The organism is Kitasatospora sp. NPDC001132 (assembly GCF_053598415.1).
Genome location: NZ_JBSFKF010000042.1, coordinates 43,182 through 61,747, shown reverse-complemented (window position 1 = coordinate 61,747; position 18,566 = coordinate 43,182). Strand labels below are relative to the sequence as shown.

The window sequence follows — 18,566 nt, the reverse complement described above, 5'->3', positions numbered from 1 at the left end:
CTTCCGATCTGGTCAGGGGCCGGACGCGGCGGCGGCCCGCCGCTTCCGGGAGGGAAGCGACGGGCCGCCGGTGAAGCCGTGCGGGGCGGGCTCAGATGAGGCCCAGCTCCTGGACCGCGTCGCGCTCCTCGACCAGCTCCCGGACCGAGGCGTCGATGCGGGCGCGCGAGAAGTCGGAGATCTCCAGGCCCTGGACGATCTTGAACTCGCCGTCCTTGGTGGTGACCGGGAACGAGGAGATCAGGCCCTCCGGAACGCCGTAGGAACCGTCGGAGACGACACCCATGGAGGTCCAGTCGCCCTCGGCGGTGCCGTTGACCCAGGTGTACACGTGGTCGATGGCGGCGTTGGCGGCCGAGGCGGCCGAGGAGGCGCCACGGGCGTCGATGATGGCGGCGCCACGCTTGGCGACGGTCGGGATGAAGTCGTTCTCCAGCCAGCCCAGGTCGCTGCCGACGGCCTCGAAGGCCGGCTTGCCGGCGATCTCGGCCTGGAAGACGTCCGGGTACTGGGTCGCGGAGTGGTTGCCCCAGATGGTGACGCGCCTGATGTCGGAGACCAGGGCGCCGGTCTTGGCGGACAGCTGGCCGACGGCGCGGTTGTGGTCCAGGCGGGTCATCGCGGTGAAGCGCTCGGCCGGGACGTCCGGGGCGTTGCGCTGGGCGATCAGGGCGTTGGTGTTGGCCGGGTTGCCGACGACCAGGACCTTGATGTCGTCCGCGGCGTGGTCGTTGATGGCCTTGCCCTGCGGGCCGAAGATGCCGCCGTTGGCCTGGAGCAGGTCGCCGCGCTCCATGCCCGCGGTGCGCGGACGGGCGCCGACCAGCAGCGCGACGTTGGCGCCGTCGAAGGCCTCGGCCGGCTTGTCGGTGATGGTGATGTCGCGCAGCAGCGGGAAGGCGCAGTCGACGAGCTCCATGGCGGTGCCCTCGGCGGCCTTGAGGCCCTGCGGGATCTCCAGGAGGCGCAGGTTCACCGGCACGTCGGCGCCGAGCAGGTGGCCCGAGGCGATGCGGAAGAGCAGCGCGTAGCCGATCTGACCGGCCGCTCCGGTGATGGTGACGTTGACGGGGGTGCGAGTCATTTCTACCTTCTCCAGCAAATCGCCAGGCGCCCCAGGCACACCGGCGCTGGAGCCAGGATGATCTCTCGACGTCGAGAGACCGGCGTCAGGTTATCGCAAAGGGAAGCGTACGCCGGGTGTCCCGGCATGGCTGATGCATCACAGAAGAAAGGCGGCCCCCGCCCACGCCCTGGGTTTCCATGGGCGGGCGGGGGCCGTCACGGGGCCGCGGAGCGGTGCCCGGGGCGCACTCGGCGCCCGGGACCCGGCATCCGGGGCTCGGTGCCCGGGGCCTCGGTGCCCGGGGCCCGGCGTCCGGGGCCCGGCGTCCGGGCCTCAGTGCCCGGGGCCTCAGTGCCTGGGCCGGCCCATCAGCTGGCCGATGTTGTCGAGCAGCGGGATCTGCAGCCACGGGTTCGGCTGCGCCACCAGGGTCAGCAGCACGATCGAGATGCCCAGGAAGCTCAGCACGATCACGTCCGTGAAGCGGCTGCGCACCGCCAGCATCCCGACCTCGGGCAGCACCAGCCGCAGCACCGCGCCGAGCAGCACGCCGGCGCCGAGGATCAGCAGCCCGTACTTGAACCCGTCCTTGAAGTCGGCGAACCAGGTGACCGCGAGGCCGGCGCCGACGACCAGCAGGACCAGCGTGATCGGCCACTGCCGCACCGGCAGGGCGTGCTCGCGTCCGAGGGCCGCGGCCGAGCCCTCGGGCGGCAGGGTGCCGGTGGTCTTGACCGGCCTGCGGCGGGAGCCTGCCGGTCGCGGTTCAGTCATGCTCGCCGTCCCTGGGGTGTCAGATGCCGGCGCGGCGCTCGGCCGCCTCGACGATGTTGTTGAGCAGCATCGCGCGGGTCATCGGGCCCACGCCGCCGGGGTTCGGGGAGATCCAGCCGGCCACCTCGGCCACGCCCGGGTGCACGTCGCCGACGATCTTGCCCTCGCTGCGGCTGACGCCCACGTCCAGCACCGCGGCGCCCGGCTTGACGTCCTCCGGCTTGACCAGGTGCGGCACACCGGCGGCGGCCACGATGATGTCGGCCTTGCGCAGGTGGGCGCCGAGGTCCCGGGTGCCGGTGTGGCACAGGGTGACGGTGGCGTTCTCGCTGCGGCGGGTCAGCAGCAGGCCGATCGAGCGGCCGACGGTGATGCCGCGGCCGACCACGACCACCTCGGCGCCGTTGATCTCGACGTCGTGGCGGCGCAGCAGCTCGACGATGCCGAGCGGGGTGCACGGCAGCGGGCCGTCGATGCCCAGGGCGAGCCGGCCGAGCGAGGTCGGGTGCAGGCCGTCGGCGTCCTTGTCCGGGTCCATCAGCTCCAGGACCGGGTTCTGGTCCAGGCCCTTGGGCAGCGGCAGCTGGACGATGTAGCCGGTGCAGGACGGGTCGGCGTTGAGCTCGCGGACGACGTTCTCCACGTCCTCCTGGGTGGCGGTGGCGGGCAGCTCGCGCTGGATCGAGGCGATGCCGACCTCGGCGCAGTCCTTGTGCTTGCCGTTCACGTACCAGCGGCTGCCCGGGTCGTCGCCGACCAGGACGGTGCCGAGGCCGGGCGTGACGCCCTTCGCCTTGAGGGCCGCCACGCGGGCGGCGAGTTCGGACTTGATCGCGGCGGCGGTGGCCTTGCCATCGAGAATCTGGGCAGTCATGACCCCATTCTCCCGGATCGCCGGGGGTCTCCGTACCGAGGGCGGCGGTCCGCCCCGACGAGCGGTCCGGGACGGCGGGGCGGGCCGCCCGGACCGGTACGGGAGGACCTCCCGGCCGGGGCGGGAGGACGTCCTGCGAACGGGGCGGGAGGACGCCCGGCGCCGGGGCGGGAGGACACCCGGCGAACGGGCGCACGGGTGGGGGCGCAGGTGGACGCGAGGGTGAACGGACGGGTACGAAGGTCCGCCGCACATTGCGGTTGCGCCACAGTCTGGGCCCGGCGCGCGGAACCGGCTGGACACGGCCCCGTCGTCCGGATGACGATAAGCGGGCATTCCCGCCGTGTACCGGCCCGGTGACGGGCCGACGGATCACCGCGGCGGGGCGTACCCGGGGGAAAGAGTCAGTGAGCCGATCACAGCAGAACGAGCAGTCCGACCGCGGCGGCACCGTCCCGCCCGCACCGAACCCGTCGACCGTCTCGCGCCCCTGACGCTCACCACACCGCCGAGCCGCGGCGCCCGTCACCGCCGCCGGGCTGTCACCCCGCTCCGCTAACGTCCCCTTCGGTCGGTGACCCGACCGACCGACCGCACCGGGCCGTCAGCGTCCCGTCCCCGCGTCCCCGCAATCTGCCCGGAGGCATCCATGAGTTACCCGCCCGACCCGAACAACCCGTACGGCCAGCCACCGGCCGCCCCGCCCGGCTACGGCTACCCGCAGCAGGCCCCGCCGCCGCAGGCCGCCCCGGGCTACGGCTACCCGCAGGCCGCCCCGGGCTACGGGTACGCGCCGGTGGCCCCGGTGTCCATGCCGAGCCTGATGACGGCCGCCCGGGTGCTGCTGTTCATCGTCGGCGGTGTGCAGACGCTCGCCGCGTTCGGCTACGTGATCCTCGGGGCGGTCGCCAAGGACGCCACCAGCCAGGTCAGCAAGACCACCAGCGACGACTCGTTCCTCGCGCTGGGCGACGCCGTCGGCGGTGTCCTGATCGTCGTCGGCGTGGTGTTCGGGCTGTTCGCCGCGCTCTCCATCACGCTCGGCGTGAAGTTCGGCAAGGGCGGCAACGCCGTCCGGGTCACCACCATCGTGTACGGCTCGCTCGGCGGCCTGGTCGGCCTGCTGATCCTGCTGGGCGCCCTCGGCAGCGGCTCCGCGACGGGTCTGCTCGCGGGCCTGCTCTGGCTGGCCGTCAGCATCATCTGGATCACCGCCATGTGCCTCCAGGACAGCGTCAAGTGGTTCAACCGGCCCCGGTACTGACCGGCCGGAACGGCAGAGCGGCCCGGCTCCCTCCTCGGAGGGGGCCGGGCCGCTCTGCCGTTCCGTCACGCCGTCCCGCCGACGGCGGGACCGGTGTCAGTGGAAGAAGTGCCGCGCACCGGTGAAGTACATGGTCACGCCGGCCTCGGCGGCCGCCGCGACGACCTCCTCGTCGCGGATCGAGCCACCGGGCTGGACGATCGCCTTGACGCCGGCCGCGATCAGGATCGCCGGGCCGTCCGCGAACGGGAAGAAGGCGTCCGAGGCCGCGTAGGAGCCCTTGGCGCGCTCTCCGGCCCGCTCGACCGCGAGCTTGCAGGAGTCCACCCGGTTCACCTGGCCCATGCCGACACCGACCGAGGCGCCGTCCTTGGCCAGCAGGATCGCGTTGGACTTGACGGCCCGGCAGGCCCGCCAGGCGAAGGCCAGCTCGGCCAGCTCGCCGGCGGACAGCGCCTCACCGCTGGCGAGGGTCCAGTTCGCCGGGTCGTCGCCCTCGGCGTGCACCCGGTCGGCGTCCTGGAGCAGCACGCCGCCGGAGATCGGGCGCACCTCCTGGCGGTTGGCCGGGGCCTCGGGGGCGAGCAGCACCCGCAGGTTCTTCTTGCGGGTGAGCACCTCCAGGGCGCCCTCCTCGTAACCGGGGGCCACGACGACCTCGGTGAAGATCGGGGCGATCTGCTCGGCCAGCGCGACGGTGACCGGGCGGTTGACGGCGATCACGCCGCCGTACGCGGAGACCGGGTCGCACTCGTGCGCCTTGCGGTGCGCCTCGGCGACGTCGGCGCCGGTCCCGATGCCGCACGGGTTGGCGTGCTTGATGATCGCGACGGCCGGCTCGGCGTGGTCGTAGGCGGCGCGGCGGGCGGCGTCGGTGTCGACGTAGTTGTTGTACGACATCTCCTTGCCGTGCAGCTGCTGCGCGCCGGCCAGGCCGCCGGTGCCGTCGCTGTACAGAGCGGCGCCCTGGTGCGGGTTCTCGCCGTAGCGCAGCACGTTCTGCCGCTCCCAGGTCGAGCCGAGGAACTCGGGGAAGTACGCGTCGCTCGGGGCGTAGCCGTCCTCGAACCAGGAGGCGACGGCCACGTCGTAGGCGGCGGTGTGGGCGAACGCGGCACCGGCCAGGCGCTTGCGGGTGGCCAGGTCGAAGCCGCCCTCCCGGACGGCCGTCAGCACGTCGCCGTAACGGGCCGGGTCGACCACCACGGCCACCGAGGGGTGGTTCTTGGCGGCGGCGCGGACCATGCTCGGGCCGCCGATGTCGATCTGCTCGACGCACTCGTCCGGGGTGGCGCCGGAGGCGACGGTGGCCTTGAACGGGTAGAGGTTCACCACGACCAGGTCGAAGGGCTCGACGCCCAGCTCGGCCAGCTGCGCCCGGTGCGACTCCAGCCGCAGGTCGGCCAGCACGCCGGCGTGCACGCGGGGGTGCAGCGTCTTCACGCGCCCGTCGAGGCACTCCGGGAAGCCGGTCAGCTCGGAGACCTCGGTCACCGGGACGCCGGCGGCGGCGATCCGGCCGGCGGTCGAGCCGGTGGAGACGATGGCGACCCCGGCGGCGTGCAGGCCCTGGGCCAGCTCCTCCAGACCGGTCTTGTCGTACACGCTGATCAGCGCGCGACGGATCGGACGGACGTTCTCCGAAACGGGCGTGGTGGTGGAGCTGGCACTCATGCCGGGATCCATACCTTTCGGTCCTCGATGCGGTGACCTTCGCGGGCCAGCCGGCCCACGACGTCGACGAGCAGCTTGCGCTCGACAGTCTTGATGCGCTCGTGCAGCGCGTCGCCGCCATCGGCGTGGTCGGCGTCGACGACCTCGACGACGCCCTGCGCGATGATCGGCCCGGTGTCCACGCCGGAGTCGACCAGGTGGACGGTGCAGCCGGTGACCTTCACCCCGTACGCGAGCGCGTCGGTGACGCCGTGCGCGCCGGGGAAGGAGGGCAGCAGTGCGGGGTGGGTGTTGACGATCCGCCCGGCGAAGGCGGCGATGAACTCGGGGCCGAGGATCTTCATGAAGCCGGCCGTGACCACCAGGTCGGGCCGGTACTCGGCGACGGAGGCGGTCAGCGCGCGGTCCCACTCGGCCCGGTCGGGGTGGTCCTTCACCCGGTGGACGAAGGTCGGCAGGCCGGCCTTCTCCGCGCGGTCCAGGCCGACGATCCCGTCCCGGTCCGCGCCGACGGCGAGGATCTCGGCGCCGTACGCCGGGTCGGCCGTGGCGTCGATCAGCGCCTGCAGGTTGGTGCCGGAGCCGGAGACCAGCACCACCAGGCGGGCCGGTCCGGGCTTACGGGGCGGGAAGTGCTGGGCGGGGGCGGCGGCCACTGCGCGTTTCTCCGTAGGTCGGGCGCCGTCCGCTGGTACGTCCACCGGCGGTGGGGCCACTACGAACGGCAGGTCGAGCGAGGGGGAACTCCGGGAAAACCCGCCGCGACGCGGGCCCGGGGAACCTCTGTGGGCTGCTGACCGTCACCACGATAACGGCTGGTCGGACGGCCTCCGCACCCTCCCGGCGGCGCTACGCGCGTAGTTGAGACGGGGATCTCCTCCGGCCCGCCGCACCGGAGTTGCCCCGGCCCGCACCGGCCCGCCGACGGCCCCGCCGACAGCCCCATCCGGTCCCGCCCGGCCCTTCGACGCGGGCCGCCGGTGGCCCGGTGGACGGCTGCGGGATCATTGGGGGCGCGGGAGACCGCTCCGACGCGAGAACCTCCGAACGAGCTCCGACCGAGAAGGAATGGCTGAACCCATGAGCAGCGGCGACGACACCGGTGAGCGCAACCCCTTCGCGCCGCCGCCGGCGGATGCCCCGGACCAGCCGTGGCAGCCGCGCAGCCCCTGGGCCGGCCCCGGCGCCGACGGGCCGGGCGACCCCGACGGCCAGGGCGGCGAGCGTCCGGTTCTGCCGCCGCCGTGGGGCCCCGGCGACGACGGCCGACCCGGCCGGCGGCCGCCGGCCCCGCAGCCGCCCCGGCTCGACCTCGCCGACCCGGCCCACCGCAAGGCGCGCAACGCCGCGCTGGCCGGGCCGTTCGCGCTGGTCTGCCTGTTCATGGGGTTCCACTGGATCGCGCTGCTGATCGGGGCGCTCGGCATCGTCTGGGGTGTCGGCGCGCTGCGGACCCGGCGGGCCGCCCCGGCCGCCGCCACGGTCGCCGGCCCGGGCGGCCCGCTCCCCGCGGCGCCGGCACCGAACCCGCTCACTCCGGCCGCGCTCGCCGGCATCCTGACCGGCGCGATGACCATCGTGGTCGCCACCTCGGTGATCGGCCTCGGGTACCACTACCGCGACTACGTCACCTGTGTGCAGGACTCGCTGACCAGCGTCGGCGCCCAGAACTGCGACCGGTACGCGCCGCAGTGGTACGTGGACTTCACCGGGAACACCGAGTAGCCGGGCCGACGTCCGGGGCCGGTCGGTCGTCCGGCCGGTCGGCCCCGGTCAGTCGTCCTGATCCACCCGGTCGACCGGGTCCCGCTCGTCGGGGCCCGGTCCGCCGACGCTCCTGGCACCCACTCCGGAGAGCCGCAGCACGAGGGCGTGCGTACCGGCGCGCAGCGCCAGCATGCCCCGGCGGACGCGCCGCGCGAGCCGGGCGCACACGTCCACGCCGTCCGCCGGGCCCAGCGTGCGGTACCGGACCAGCAGCGCGCCCGGGACGGCGACCAGCGCGATCCAGCCCGCCGCCGCCGGACCCGTCCACGGCACCGGCCCCACCCAGGCCAGCCGCTCCCCCGCCAACGCCCCGCCGGAGAGCCAGCCCAGCACCGCCGCCCCGGCCCCGACCGACAGCGCCGCCGCCAGCGCGGCCACCGCCGTGGCGGCCGGCGACCAGGGCTCGGGCCGCTCCCCGGCCCTGCCCGGCAGCCGCCGGCCCGCCGCCGCGCGCCCCAGCAGGACCGCCGGCACCACCCCGGCCAGCAGCGGCAGGGCCGACACCGCCAGCCGCCAGCCGCCCGGGCCGTCCGCCGGCAGCAGCGCGAACAGCGGGAACTCGGGCACCGGACCCAGCGCCGTAGCGGCCGGCGACACCACCGTCCCGGTGCCGACCCCGAAACCCGGGCCCAGCGCGTACGCCGCACCCCACAGCACCGCGTTCGGCAGCAGCACCAGCGCGAGCAGCACCAGCCCCGCCAGCGCGGTGGGCCCGCTCCCCAGCAGCGCCATGCCGCGCCCGCCGCCGGCCACCGCGTCCAGCACCGCCGAGGACACCACCAGGAGGCCGCCCGCCGCGACCAGCCCGGCTCCGGCCGCCAGCGCCGCGGCCCGTACCGTCGGCCCGGCGTCGACCGGGCGGTACGGCGGCGGGAGGCGGTCCAGCGGGGAATCGGCCTGCCGGTCGAGGACGGCCACCGAACGGGCCCCGGCGGCCGTCGCCAGGCCCGCCACCAGCGCCACCGCCAGGACGTCCGGCAGCACCCGGCTGCGGAACAGCCCGCCCCCCGCGCAGTGCAGCGTCACCCCGACGGCCACCGCGCAGTACCCCGCCCAGACCGCCACCGGACCGCTCCAGCGCGAGCGCGGCCCGCGCCGCGCCGCCACCCCGGCGGCCACCCGGTGGAGCCGGACCACGGCCAGGACGCCGAGCAGCAGCGGAGTGACGGTCAGCGGGGCGTCCGTCGGGCCGCGCAGCACCGGTGCGCCGTGCCCGAGCAGCCAGAGCACCCCCGCCAACCGGGTGACGGCGGCCGCGCCGTCCTCCGCGTACGGCGACACCACCCAGAGCGCCAGCACGGGCGCCCCGACCACGGCCAGGCCGACCAGCGCCGTCCGCACTCCCGTCAACAGGTCGGCCAGCGCGGGGCGTCCACCCGATTCACCGGGCGATTGCAGGATCGGACGGCCCATCAGCTGCGTCATGGGCCACATGGTGCCAAGGCGACTCGCCATGCTCCGTGAAGCGCCAAACCGCCGCCGTGTCCCAGATTATTGGCTTATGCGCATTTTCAGACCCTGCCCCCAAGCCGCCGGCGTCCCGGCCCGGAGCGTCTGATGACCACGCCAACCACCGCCGACTCCCCCACCCCGGAGCGCCGGCGCAAGCCCACCCGTGCCGGGACCGACGCGGGCCGTCCGCCACGGGAACTGACCCCCCGTGAGGTCCAGGTCCTGGCCCACCTCTCGGTCGGCCACGACCTTCCGCGCACCGCCGTCGCCCTCGGAGTCACCCCCACCACGGCCCGCAGCTACCTCCAGCGCGCCCTGCGCAAGCTCGGCACCCGCACCGAGGCGGAGGCCCTCGCCCTGCTGGCCGGCACCCTGACGCGCCCCGAGGAACCCGCCCCTGTCCGCGGGGCCGGGCGCCCGTCGGCCGATGTGGCAGCGGGTGGGGACGTGCCGAGGAAGCGGCGCCCCTCCCGAGCCGGGAAGCCCACCCCACGCACCTCCGACGACGCCCGGAAGGCGGCCCGCCCGGCGCGGGACGCGGACGGCGGCGCGGCGCGTCGGACTCCGGCCGAGAAGCCGCGCCCGGCCTCCGGCAGGCCGCCGGCCCCCGCGAAGAGCGCCGCCCCGGGGCGCGCGCACGAGGGCCGCGCGCCGGGGGGCCAGGCGAGCGGCGCCGCCGTGCCACGGGCGCCGCTGGCCGCACCGGCGACGGTCGGCGCGCGGCGTCAGCCGACCGCCGGGAACCACGAGCCGGCGGGCCCCGCGGGCGGCGGAGGCGGGCCGACGCCTCCCGCGTCCCCCGGGAGGCGCGGCGGCGCCCCCGGCGCCGGACAGGCGCGGGCCCGGGGCGCAGACGGCGGAAGTGGGCCGACGACGCCCACTGACCCCGGCACCGAACAGGATCGGCCGGAGAACGTCCCCACCTCGAGCGGCCGCCCGTCCCCGGGCAACGGCAGCGGCGACGGCCGTGGGCCGCAGGCACCCGCGGGCACGGCCGCCCGCCCCGGCGACACGTCACGCCGGGCCCCGGCCACGCAGGGGTCCGACGGCAGGCAGCCACAGGCCGCCGAGCCCGACCAGGCGCGGGAGACCCCGCCGGAACACGCGGGACACTTCGCCACGGCCGGGCGGCGGGCTGACGGCGGGCGGTCGAAGGCCGTCGGCCCCGACCGGACAAGCGACGCCACCGCCACGCCCACGGCCCGCCTCCACGACCCGGCCGAGCACCGTCGCGCCACGTCCCCGAGCACGGGCCCCGGGCCGAACACCTCCACGGGCGGCACCACCGCCGACCGCGGCGAGCACCCGTACCCCGCCGCCGCCCCGACCGGGCCCGGTTCCGCCAGTCCCGGCCGGGTGGCGCTGGCCGCCGCGCCCTCGGTCGGGGACGACGACCTCGACGCGCAGCCTCCGGCGGTGAGGTTCGAGGAGCTGTACGAGACCGCGCACACCCGGCTGGTGCAGCAGGTGTTCCTGCTGACCGCCTGCCGGCACCGGGCGGTGCACTGCGTACGGCTGGCGTTCGGGGAGGCCCGGCGGCGCTGGGGCGCGGTGGCCGCTTCGGGGAACCCGGAGGGGTGGGTACGGGTGCGGGCCTGCGAGCTGGCGCTGTCCCCGTGGCACCGGGGCGGGCCCCGCCGCTCGCACCCGTGGGCGCTGCCGCACCGGCGGATCAGGGTGCGCCCGGCCGACGAGGCGCAGGCGGTGCTGCCGGACCACGACCGGCTGACCGACCGGGACCGGGCGCTGCTGAAGGCGCTCAAGCGGCTGTCCCGCCCACAGCGCCGGGCACTGGTGCTGCACGACGGGCTGGGGCTGCCGGCCGCGGCGGTCGCGGTGGAGGTGGAGTCCACGCGGGTGGCGGCCGAGAGCCGGGTGTGGGCCGCCCGGGCGGCGCTGGCGCAGTGGGTGCCGGAGCTGGTCGGGCCGGACCCGGCGGCACCGGGCTTCGCGGACGGGCTGAGCCGGCAGCTGCACCGGGCGGCGGTGCGCGGCTGCCCGCAGCCGCACCGGGCACCGGTGCCGGTGCTGCGGGCCCGGCACCGGCTCTGGACGGCGAGCCGCACGGGTGCGGCGGCGCTGCTGACGTTCGCGGTGGCCGGGGCGATGCTGGCGACCCTGTCGGGGGTGCGCCCGGCGGTGCTGTTCCGGTCGGTCGACCCGCCGGCACCCGCGGTGTGCCTGCCCGCCGCCCTGTCCGCCGGGGCGCAGGGGGCGGAGCCGAGCGTGCCGCTGCTGCCCGGAGGGGCGCCGAACGGCATCACCAGCATCTGGTGCAGCCCGGCGCCCGGTCTGGAGGCCGTCCTGGTGGAGCCGCGGCCGCGGGCGGCCGCGCGCTGGGAGCTGCCGGCGGCGGGCCGGGCGGCCGCTCCCCCGCCGCAGGGCCCGGTGGTCTGCCGGCTGTGGTCGCCGCTGCCCTGCACGACGGGGCCGAGGGCGCACTGAGCCGCCCTGGGCGTGCCGGAACGGCGAGCGCCCCCGCCCGGGAAGGGCGGGGGCGCTCGTCACGCGCGGGGCGGGATCAGGCCTGGGCGGCGATGATCTCGCGGGCCAGGCGGGCGGTCTCGGACGGCGTCTTGCCGACCTTGACACCGGCGGCCTCGAGGGCCTCCTTCTTCGCCTGGGCGGTGCCCGAGGAGCCGGAGACGATGGCGCCGGCGTGGCCCATGGTCTTGCCCTCGGGGGCGGTGAAGCCCGCGACGTAGCCGACGACCGGCTTGGTGACGTGCTCGGCGATGAAGGCCGCGGCACGCTCCTCGGCGTCGCCACCGATCTCACCGATCATGACGATGAGCTCGGTCTCCGGGTCCTCCTGGAAGGCCTTGAGCGCGTCGATGTGGGTGGTCCCGATGACCGGGTCACCACCGATGCCGACGGCCGAGGTGAAGCCGATGTCCCGCAGCTCGTACATGAGCTGGTAGGTCAGGGTGCCGGACTTCGAGACCAGGCCGATCTTGCCGGAGCTGGTGATGTCGGCCGGGATGATGCCGGCGTTCGACTGTCCGGGGCTGATCAGGCCGGGGCAGTTCGGGCCGATGATGCGGGTCTTGTTGCCCTTGGCACCGGCGTGCGCCCAGAAGGCGGCGGTGTCGTGCACCGGGACGCCCTCGGTGATGACGACGGCCAGGCCGATCTCGGCGTCGATGGCCTCGACGACGGCGGCCTTGGTGAACGCCGGCGGGACGAAGACGACGGTGACGTCGGCACCGGTCTTCTCCATCGCCTCGGCGACCGACCCGAAGACCGGGATCTCGGTGCCGTCGACGTCGACCGTGGTGCCGGCCTTGCGCGGGTTGACACCGCCGACGATCCGGGTGCCGGAGGCGAGCATGCGGCGGGTGTGCTTCATGCCCTCGGAGCCGGTCATGCCCTGGACGATGACCTTGCTGTCCTTGGTAAGGAAGATAGCCATGGTGTGTAGTCCCCTTCCTTACTTGTTGGCCAGCTCGGCGGCGCGGTCAGCGGCGCCGTCCATGGTGTCCACGCGCTGGACCAGCGGGTGGTTGGCGTCGTCGAGGATCTTGCGACCCAGCTCCGCGTTGTTGCCGTCCAGACGGACGACCAGCGGCTTGGTGACGTTCTCGCCCTTGCTCTTCAGGAGCTCCAGGGCCTGCACGATGCCGTTGGCGACCGCGTCGCACGCGGTGATGCCGCCGAAGACGTTGACGAAGACCGACTTGACGTCGGGGTCGCCCAGGATGATCTCCAGGCCGTTCGCCATGACCTCGGCGGAGGCGCCGCCGCCGATGTCGAGGAAGTTGGCGGGCTTGACGCCGCCGTGCTTCTCACCGGCGTAGGCGACCACGTCGAGGGTGCTCATGACGAGGCCCGCGCCGTTGCCGATGATGCCGACCTGGCCGTCGAGCTTGACGTAGTTCAGGCCCTTGGCCTTGGCGGCGGCCTCCAGCGGGTTGGCCGCGGCCTTGTCCTCCAGGGCCTCGTGCTCGGGCTGGCGGAACTCGGCGTTGTCGTCCAGGGAGACCTTGCCGTCGAGCGCGATGATCTTGCCGTCGCCGGACTTGATCAGCGGGTTGACCTCGACGAGGAGGGCGTCCTCCTTGATGAAGACGGTCCACAGCTTCTGCAGGACCTCGGCGACCTGGTCGGCGACCTCGGCCGGGAACTTCGCCGCGGCGACGATCTCGGCGGCCTTCTCCGGGGTGCAGCCCTCGTTGGCGTCGACCGGGATCTTGGCGAGCGCCTCGGGGTTCTGCTCGGCGACGACCTCGATCTCCACGCCGCCCTCGACGCTGGCCATGGCCAGGAAGGTGCGGTTGGTGCGGTCCAGCAGGAACGAGACGTAGTACTCGTCCTTGATGTCCGCGGTCTGGGCCAGCATCACCTTGTGAACGGTGTGGCCCTTGATGTCCATGCCGAGGATCTGCTCGGCCTTGGCGACGGCGTCCGCCGGGTCGGCGGCGAGCTTGACGCCGCCGGCCTTGCCTCGGCCGCCCACCTTCACCTGAGCCTTGACGACGGCGCGGCCGCCGAAGCGCTCCGCGATGGCGGCAGCGTCTGCGGCGGTCTCGATGACATCGCCGTCAAGCACGGGTACACCGTGCTTGGCGAAGAGGTCCCTCGCCTGGTACTCGAACAGGTCCACGTGTTTGTCCTTGTTCGTGGTCGCGGATTGTGTCTCTACGAGCGTGCCACGGCAGGATCTTCGCTGCGGGTCGTCGGGGCGGTGCGGGTACGCAGAGATACGGCCTTGCGGCCCACACAGCCACGGGCGCACACGTCAATCAACACGCGCGTCACGTCCGTCTGGCAGGTTATCCCCGTGGGACGGGCCTGTTCCGCCCGGGAGCCTGCCCGCCTTGGGTGAGAACCGTCACAGAATGCCCGGAAGGCCGGGGCGGGCGGCCGGTCCACCGATCGGGCGGATTACCGCGTTCGGGTGAATCCTCACGCCCTCTGGTCCGGCACGGGGATCGGACGCTTCTCGATGGCCGCCGCCATGATCTCCGGGAACGCGTCGGGGGTGCAGGCGAAGGCCGGCGCGCCGAGCGAGGCCAGGGCGGCGGCGTGCGCGTGGTCGTACGCCGGGGCCCCCTCGTCGGAGAGCGCGAGCAGGGCGATGAACTGGACGCCGGCCGCCTTCATCGCGGCGACCCGCTTGAGCATGCCGTCCCGGATGCCGCCCTCGTACAGGTCGCTGATCAGCACCACGACGGTCTCGGAGGGCCGGGTGATCTTCGACTGGCAGTAGGCGAGCGCGCGGTTGATGTCGGTGCCGCCGCCGAGCTGGGTGGCGAACAGGACGTCGACCGGGTCGGTGAGCTGTTCGGTGAGGTCGACCACCGAGGTGTCGAAGACGACCAGTCGGGTGTCCAGGGTGCGCATCGAGGCGAGCACCGCGCCGAAGACCGCCGAGTGGACGACCGAGGGCGCCATCGAGCCGGACTGGTCGATGCAGAGGATGACGTCCTTCTTCACGGCCTGCTGGGCGCGGGCGTAGCCGACCAGCCGCTCGGGGACGACGGTGCCGTGCTCGGGCAGGTAGTTCTTCAGGTTGGCCCGGATGGTGCGGTCCCAGTCGATGTCCCGGTGGCGCGGCCGGTTGACCTTGGCGCTGCGGTCGAGGGCGCCCCCGAGGGTGGCCCGGGTGCGGTCGGCGAGTCGGCGCTCCAGGTCGGCGACCACCTTGCCGACCACCGCCCGCGCGGTCTCCCGGGTGGTCTCGGGCAGCGCGTGCTTGAGCGACAGCAGGGTGCCGACCAGGTGCACGTCCGGCTCGACGGCCTCCAGCATCTCCGGTTCCAGCAGCAGCCGGTCCAGGCCGAGCCGGGTGATCGCGTCCTGCTGCATCAGCTGCACGACGGTGGACGGGAAGTACTCGCGGATGTCGCCCAGCCAGCGGGCCACCTGCGGGGCCGAGCCGCCCAGCCCGGCGCTGCGGCGGCCGCCGCGACCGCCCCGGGCGCCCTCCTCGGGGGCGCCCCGGTAGAGCGCGGCGAGGGCGCCGTCCATCGCGGCGTCGCGGCCGCGCAGGGTGCAGCCGGTGCCGTCGGCCTCGCCGCCGAGCACCAGCCGCCAGCGGCGCAGCCGTTCGTCGGTCGTGGGCGCTGCCATCTCGTCCTCCTCTTCAGCGGGTCCTGCGGTGGGGCAGGCGTTCGGTACGGCGGTGCGGCGGTGTCAGGTGTCGCGGCCGGCGGCCTGCCGGGGGATCGTCGGACGGAGCCCGAGCAGCAGGGCCACCACAGGGACGGCGGCGTCGGCGCGGGCCCGGTCCAGCTCGCCGGACTCGGCCCGGGCGGCCGGGAGCTCGCCGAGCGGGCCGGCCGCGACCCGGCCGCCGATGGTGGTGCGCACGCCCGCCTCCAGTCCGGCGAAGGTGCGGCGCAGCAGCGGCAGGACGTCGGTGAAGACCTCGCCGCTCACCCCGGTCAGCCACTCGTCCAGCAGGGCGAGCAGCCGGGGGTCGTACAGCAGCAGGGCGCCGCCGCCGGTCAGGAAGCCCTCGACCCAACCGGCCGCGTCCGCCGGGGCGTTGGCGACGGAGAGCACCAGCCGCAGCCGTCGGCCGGCCTCCTCGGAGTCGAGCCGGCCGTCGTCCAGCAGCAGTCGCACGGCGCGACCGCGCAGCAGCCCGGGGGCGCCGGTGGCCGGTCCGCCGGCCGGCTCGCGGCGGGCCAGCGAGCGCAGGGCGGCGGCCCAGCGGTCGGCCAGGCCGGCCAGGCCTTCCGGATCCGGTGCGGTGCCTTCGGCGGCCTCTTCGACGGCGGCCTCTTCGACGGCGGCGTCTTCCGTGGTGGCGGAGGCGGCGGGATCGGCGGCCAGCAGCCCGATCGCGCCGTGCACCTCGTCGAGCCGGCCGCGCATCGCCTCCGCGCCCTGCGCGTCCAGACCGACGCAGGCGGGCGGCAGTCCGACGCAGATCCGCTCGGCCAGGCCCGAGGCCGCCTCGGCGAGCGCCCCGTGGTCGGTGCCGCGCACGTCGCCGTAGCGCAGCGCGCGGACCAGCGCGGGCAGCGCGCCCGCGAGGTGCGCGACGTCGGTGTCCAGGGCCGCGCAGTCGGCGAGCACCCGCATCACGGCGGGCAGTGCCCCGGACAGCCCGGCCAGCAGGCAGGTCTCCACCAGGCCGGTCAGCTCGGCGAGTTCCTCGGCGGCGCGGGCGGTGCCGACGGCCTTGTTGACCGCCGCCTCCTCGACCGTGGTGCCCCACTGGGCGGCCTCGGCGATCCGGACCGCGAACTCGGGCTGCCAGCACAGCCGCCAGCTCTCCCGGAACGTCCCGGTCGAGTTCACCGAGGACCGCGCGGGCACGCCCCAGTCCACGCCCAGCAGCCGCAGCCGGTGCAGCAGCCGGGAGCGGGCCGCGTCGGTGTCCTTGCGCAGGTCGAGGTCGACGTCCTTCGGCGCGGCCTCGGGCTTGAGCCGCAGCGAGCGCTGCAGCCGGGTGAGGTCGCGCTGGAGCGGTACCGCCGGCGCGGCGTCCGGGACCTCGCCCAGCGCGTCGCCGACCACCAGGCGGTCCCGGACCAGCTCCAGGGCGACGTCCGAGCCCTCGCAGAGCACCGCGCGCACCGCGTCCAGGGTCTCGGTCAGCCCGGCGAGCGGGCGGCCGCGCAGCACGGCCAGCGTCTCGGCGAGGCGGACCGCCTCGATCACGTGCGCGGAGGAGACCGGGTGGTCCTCGGCGCGCAGCAGTTCGGCGGCCCGGGTGAGCCAGCGCGGGACCGGGTCCCCGTCGGTGGTGAACAGGTGGTGGTACCAGCCGGGCGACTGCACGCCCGCGCCGTAGCCGGCGGACTGGGAGAGCCGGCGGTGCGTCCACGGCACCCAGGTGATGTCCGTGCGCACCTTCTTCGGCAGCCCGGCGAGCAGCGCCCGGTCGTGGGCGACGGTGGGCATCCGCTCCAGCGCGGGGACGTGGAAGGCCCCGCAGACCACGGCGATCCGCCGGTGCCCGGCGCGGCGGGCGGCGCGGATCTGCTGGCGCATGTGCGCCTCGCGCAGCCGGTCCCGGCGGGACTCGCCGAGGCCCTCCGCGCGCAGCGCGCCCATCGCCTCGGCGACGGCGGCGAACGGCGCCAGCGCGTCGCCGCCGGGCGCGCGGTGCTCGACCACGTCCTCCCACCAGCGCTCGGCGTCGTCGTGCCCGGCCGCCTCGGCGAGCAGCGCCAGTGGGTCGGCGACCGGCTCGGCGCCCTCCCGCGCGCCGTCCTCCTCGGTGCCCCCCGCTTCGGTGCCCTCCTCCTCCGGCGCGAAGCCGTACCCGGCGGGCAGGTCGATGAAGCGGACCGGCAGGTCGTGGTCGACGGCGTGCCGGATCGCCACCCACTCCGGGGAGAACTCGGCGTACGGCCAGAAGGCGGCCCTCGCCGGGTCGTCCACCGCGTGGGCGAGCAGCGCCACCGGCGGGACGAGGTCCTTCTCGGCGGCCAGGTAAACGATCGCGTCGGCCTCCGGCGGGCCCTCGATCAGCACCGCGTCCGGCCGCCACCGCACCAGCGCGGCGGCCACCGCTCGGGCGGATCCGGGGCCGTGGTGGCGGATGCCCAGCAGGGTGACCTCGGACGTCACGCCGTCACCTCGCGGGCGGCGCGGTAGAAGTCCTTCCAGCCGTCGCGCTCGCGCACCACCCCTTCGACGTACTCGCGCCAGACCGCCCGGTCCGCCACCGGGTCGCGGACGACGGCGCCGAGGATGCCGGCCGTCACGTCCCCGGCGCGCAGCACGCCGTCGCCGAAGTGGGCGGCCAGGGCCAGCCCGTTGGTCACCACCGAGATCGCCTCGGCGGTGGAGAGGGTGCCGCTCGGGGTCTTGACCTTCGTCCGGCCGTCCACCGTGATCCCGGCCCGCAGCTCGCGGAAGACGGTGACCACGCGCCTGATCTCCTCGGCGCCGCCGGGCAGTTCGGGCAGGTCCAGGGAGCGGCCGAGCTGGTTGACCCGGCGGGTGACGATGTCGACCTCCTCGTCCAGCGAACCCGGCAGCGGCAGCACCACGGTGTTGAAGCGGCGGCGCAACGCGCTGGACAGCTCGTTGACGCCGCGGTCGCGGTCGTTGGCGGTGGCGATCACGTTGAAGCCGCGCACCGCCTGGGTCTCGGCTCCCAACTCCGGTATCGGGAGCGTCTTCTCGGACAGGATGGTGATCAGACTGTCCTGTACGTCGGCGGGGATGCGGGTGAGCTCCTCGACCCGGGCGATCTTGCCGTCGGCCATCGCCCGCATCAGCGGCGAGGGCACCAGGGCGTCCCGGCTGGGCCCGTGGGTGAGCAGCTGGGCGTAGTTCCAGCCGTACCGGACGGCCTCCTCGGGGGTGCCGGCGGTGCCCTGCACCAGCATCGTGGAGTCGCCGCTGATCGCCGCCGCCAGGTGCTCGGACACCCAGGTCTTCGCGGTGCCCGGCACGCCGAGCAGCAGCAGCGCGCGGTCCGTCGCCAGGGTCGTCACGGCGACCTCGACGACCCGGCGCGGGCCGATGTACTTGGGGGTGATCCGGGTGCCGTCGGGCAGTTCACCGCCGAGCAGGTACGTCGCCACGGCCCACGGCGAGAGCTTCCAGCGCTCGGGGCGCGGACGGTCGTCCTGCGCGGCCAGTGCGGCCAGTTCACCGGCGAACGCGTCCTCGGCGTGCTGCCGCAGAACGTCGGCCATCTCGGGCTCCTTCGGGTCGGCCCCGGGCACACGGGTGCCCCGGGCGCAATGGTGATCGGGGAGTCAGGACCTGTTGGGAACAACCCT

14 protein-coding genes are annotated in these 18,566 nt (G+C 75.0%); 3 read left to right on the top strand and 11 right to left on the bottom strand.

The window, feature by feature from the left end; all coding sequences use genetic code 11:
* Positions 1–91: 91 nt before the first annotated feature.
* The 3 genes from ACWDBE_RS35180 to ACWDBE_RS35170 all read right to left on the bottom strand — a co-directional run bounded on the left by ACWDBE_RS35180 (position 92) and on the right by ACWDBE_RS35170 (position 2,714).
* Positions 92–1,084: a malate dehydrogenase gene (locus ACWDBE_RS35180; protein ID WP_449809969.1), complete on the bottom strand. Its 993-nt coding sequence runs from the start codon at positions 1,082–1,084 to the stop codon at positions 92–94.
* Between the two features lie 330 nt (positions 1,085–1,414).
* The gene (locus ACWDBE_RS35175; RefSeq protein WP_449788220.1) at positions 1,415–1,840 is read right to left on the bottom strand and encodes a DUF3017 domain-containing protein; all 426 of its coding nucleotides are present in this window, start codon (positions 1,838–1,840) and stop codon (positions 1,415–1,417) included.
* A gap of 19 nt (positions 1,841–1,859) precedes the next feature.
* Positions 1,860–2,714, bottom strand: a complete 855-nt coding sequence (locus ACWDBE_RS35170; RefSeq protein ID WP_392867187.1) for a bifunctional methylenetetrahydrofolate dehydrogenase/methenyltetrahydrofolate cyclohydrolase — start codon at positions 2,712–2,714, stop codon at positions 1,860–1,862.
* A gap of 649 nt (positions 2,715–3,363) precedes the next feature.
* On the opposite strand from ACWDBE_RS35170, the gene ACWDBE_RS35165 reads away from it, so the two are divergent.
* On the top strand, positions 3,364–3,978 hold the full coding sequence (locus tag ACWDBE_RS35165; RefSeq protein WP_449788219.1) for a hypothetical protein: 615 nt from the start codon (positions 3,364–3,366) through the stop codon (positions 3,976–3,978).
* Between the two features lie 96 nt (positions 3,979–4,074).
* Here the strand turns inward: ACWDBE_RS35165 and purH are convergent, their stop codons facing one another.
* Together purH and purN are read right to left on the bottom strand one after the other, a co-directional pair.
* On the bottom strand, positions 4,075–5,652 hold the full coding sequence (gene purH, locus ACWDBE_RS35160) for a bifunctional phosphoribosylaminoimidazolecarboxamide formyltransferase/IMP cyclohydrolase (RefSeq protein WP_449809968.1): 1,578 nt from the start codon (positions 5,650–5,652) through the stop codon (positions 4,075–4,077).
* Complete coding sequence (purN, locus tag ACWDBE_RS35155; protein WP_449788217.1) at positions 5,649–6,308, bottom strand: phosphoribosylglycinamide formyltransferase; 660 nt, start codon at positions 6,306–6,308, stop codon at positions 5,649–5,651. The genes purH and purN overlap by 4 nt, the downstream gene beginning before the upstream one ends.
* A 424-nt stretch (positions 6,309–6,732) precedes the next feature.
* Between purN and ACWDBE_RS35150 the strand changes: the two genes are divergently transcribed.
* Complete coding sequence (locus ACWDBE_RS35150; protein WP_449788216.1) at positions 6,733–7,377, top strand: hypothetical protein; 645 nt, start codon at positions 6,733–6,735, stop codon at positions 7,375–7,377.
* A 48-nt stretch (positions 7,378–7,425) separates the two neighbouring features.
* Here ACWDBE_RS35150 and ACWDBE_RS35145 read toward each other — a convergent pair whose 3' ends face one another.
* A complete protein-coding gene (locus ACWDBE_RS35145) occupies positions 7,426–8,844 on the bottom strand; it encodes a cell division protein PerM (protein WP_449809967.1) in 1,419 nt (472 codons plus the stop codon).
* 132 nt (positions 8,845–8,976) lie between these two features.
* On the opposite strand from ACWDBE_RS35145, the gene ACWDBE_RS35140 reads away from it, so the two are divergent.
* The gene (locus ACWDBE_RS35140; RefSeq protein WP_449809966.1) at positions 8,977–11,316 is read left to right on the top strand and encodes a LuxR C-terminal-related transcriptional regulator; all 2,340 of its coding nucleotides are present in this window, start codon (positions 8,977–8,979) and stop codon (positions 11,314–11,316) included.
* A 76-nt stretch (positions 11,317–11,392) separates the two neighbouring features.
* On the opposite strand, the gene sucD is transcribed toward ACWDBE_RS35140, so the two are convergent.
* From sucD to ACWDBE_RS35115, 5 genes are all read right to left on the bottom strand, one after another.
* On the bottom strand, positions 11,393–12,283 hold the full coding sequence (gene sucD, locus ACWDBE_RS35135; RefSeq protein WP_449788213.1) for a succinate--CoA ligase subunit alpha: 891 nt from the start codon (positions 12,281–12,283) through the stop codon (positions 11,393–11,395).
* Between the two features lie 18 nt (positions 12,284–12,301).
* Complete coding sequence (gene sucC, locus ACWDBE_RS35130) at positions 12,302–13,474, bottom strand: ADP-forming succinate--CoA ligase subunit beta (protein ID WP_449788212.1); 1,173 nt, start codon at positions 13,472–13,474, stop codon at positions 12,302–12,304.
* A 302-nt stretch (positions 13,475–13,776) separates the two neighbouring features.
* Positions 13,777–14,943 carry a VWA domain-containing protein gene (locus tag ACWDBE_RS35125; RefSeq protein WP_392867209.1) on the bottom strand — a complete coding sequence of 389 codons (1,167 nt, stop codon included), beginning with the start codon at positions 14,941–14,943 and terminating at the stop codon, positions 13,777–13,779.
* Positions 14,944–15,006: 63 nt separating this feature from the next.
* Entirely contained in the window at positions 15,007–17,439 is a 2,433-nt protein-coding gene (locus ACWDBE_RS35120; RefSeq protein ID WP_449809972.1) for a DUF5682 family protein, read from the bottom strand.
* Positions 17,397–18,479, bottom strand: a complete 1,083-nt coding sequence (locus ACWDBE_RS35115) for an ATP-binding protein (RefSeq protein WP_402416679.1) — start codon at positions 18,477–18,479, stop codon at positions 17,397–17,399. The genes ACWDBE_RS35120 and ACWDBE_RS35115 overlap by 43 nt, the downstream gene beginning before the upstream one ends.
* Positions 18,480–18,566: the final 87 nt, after the last annotated feature.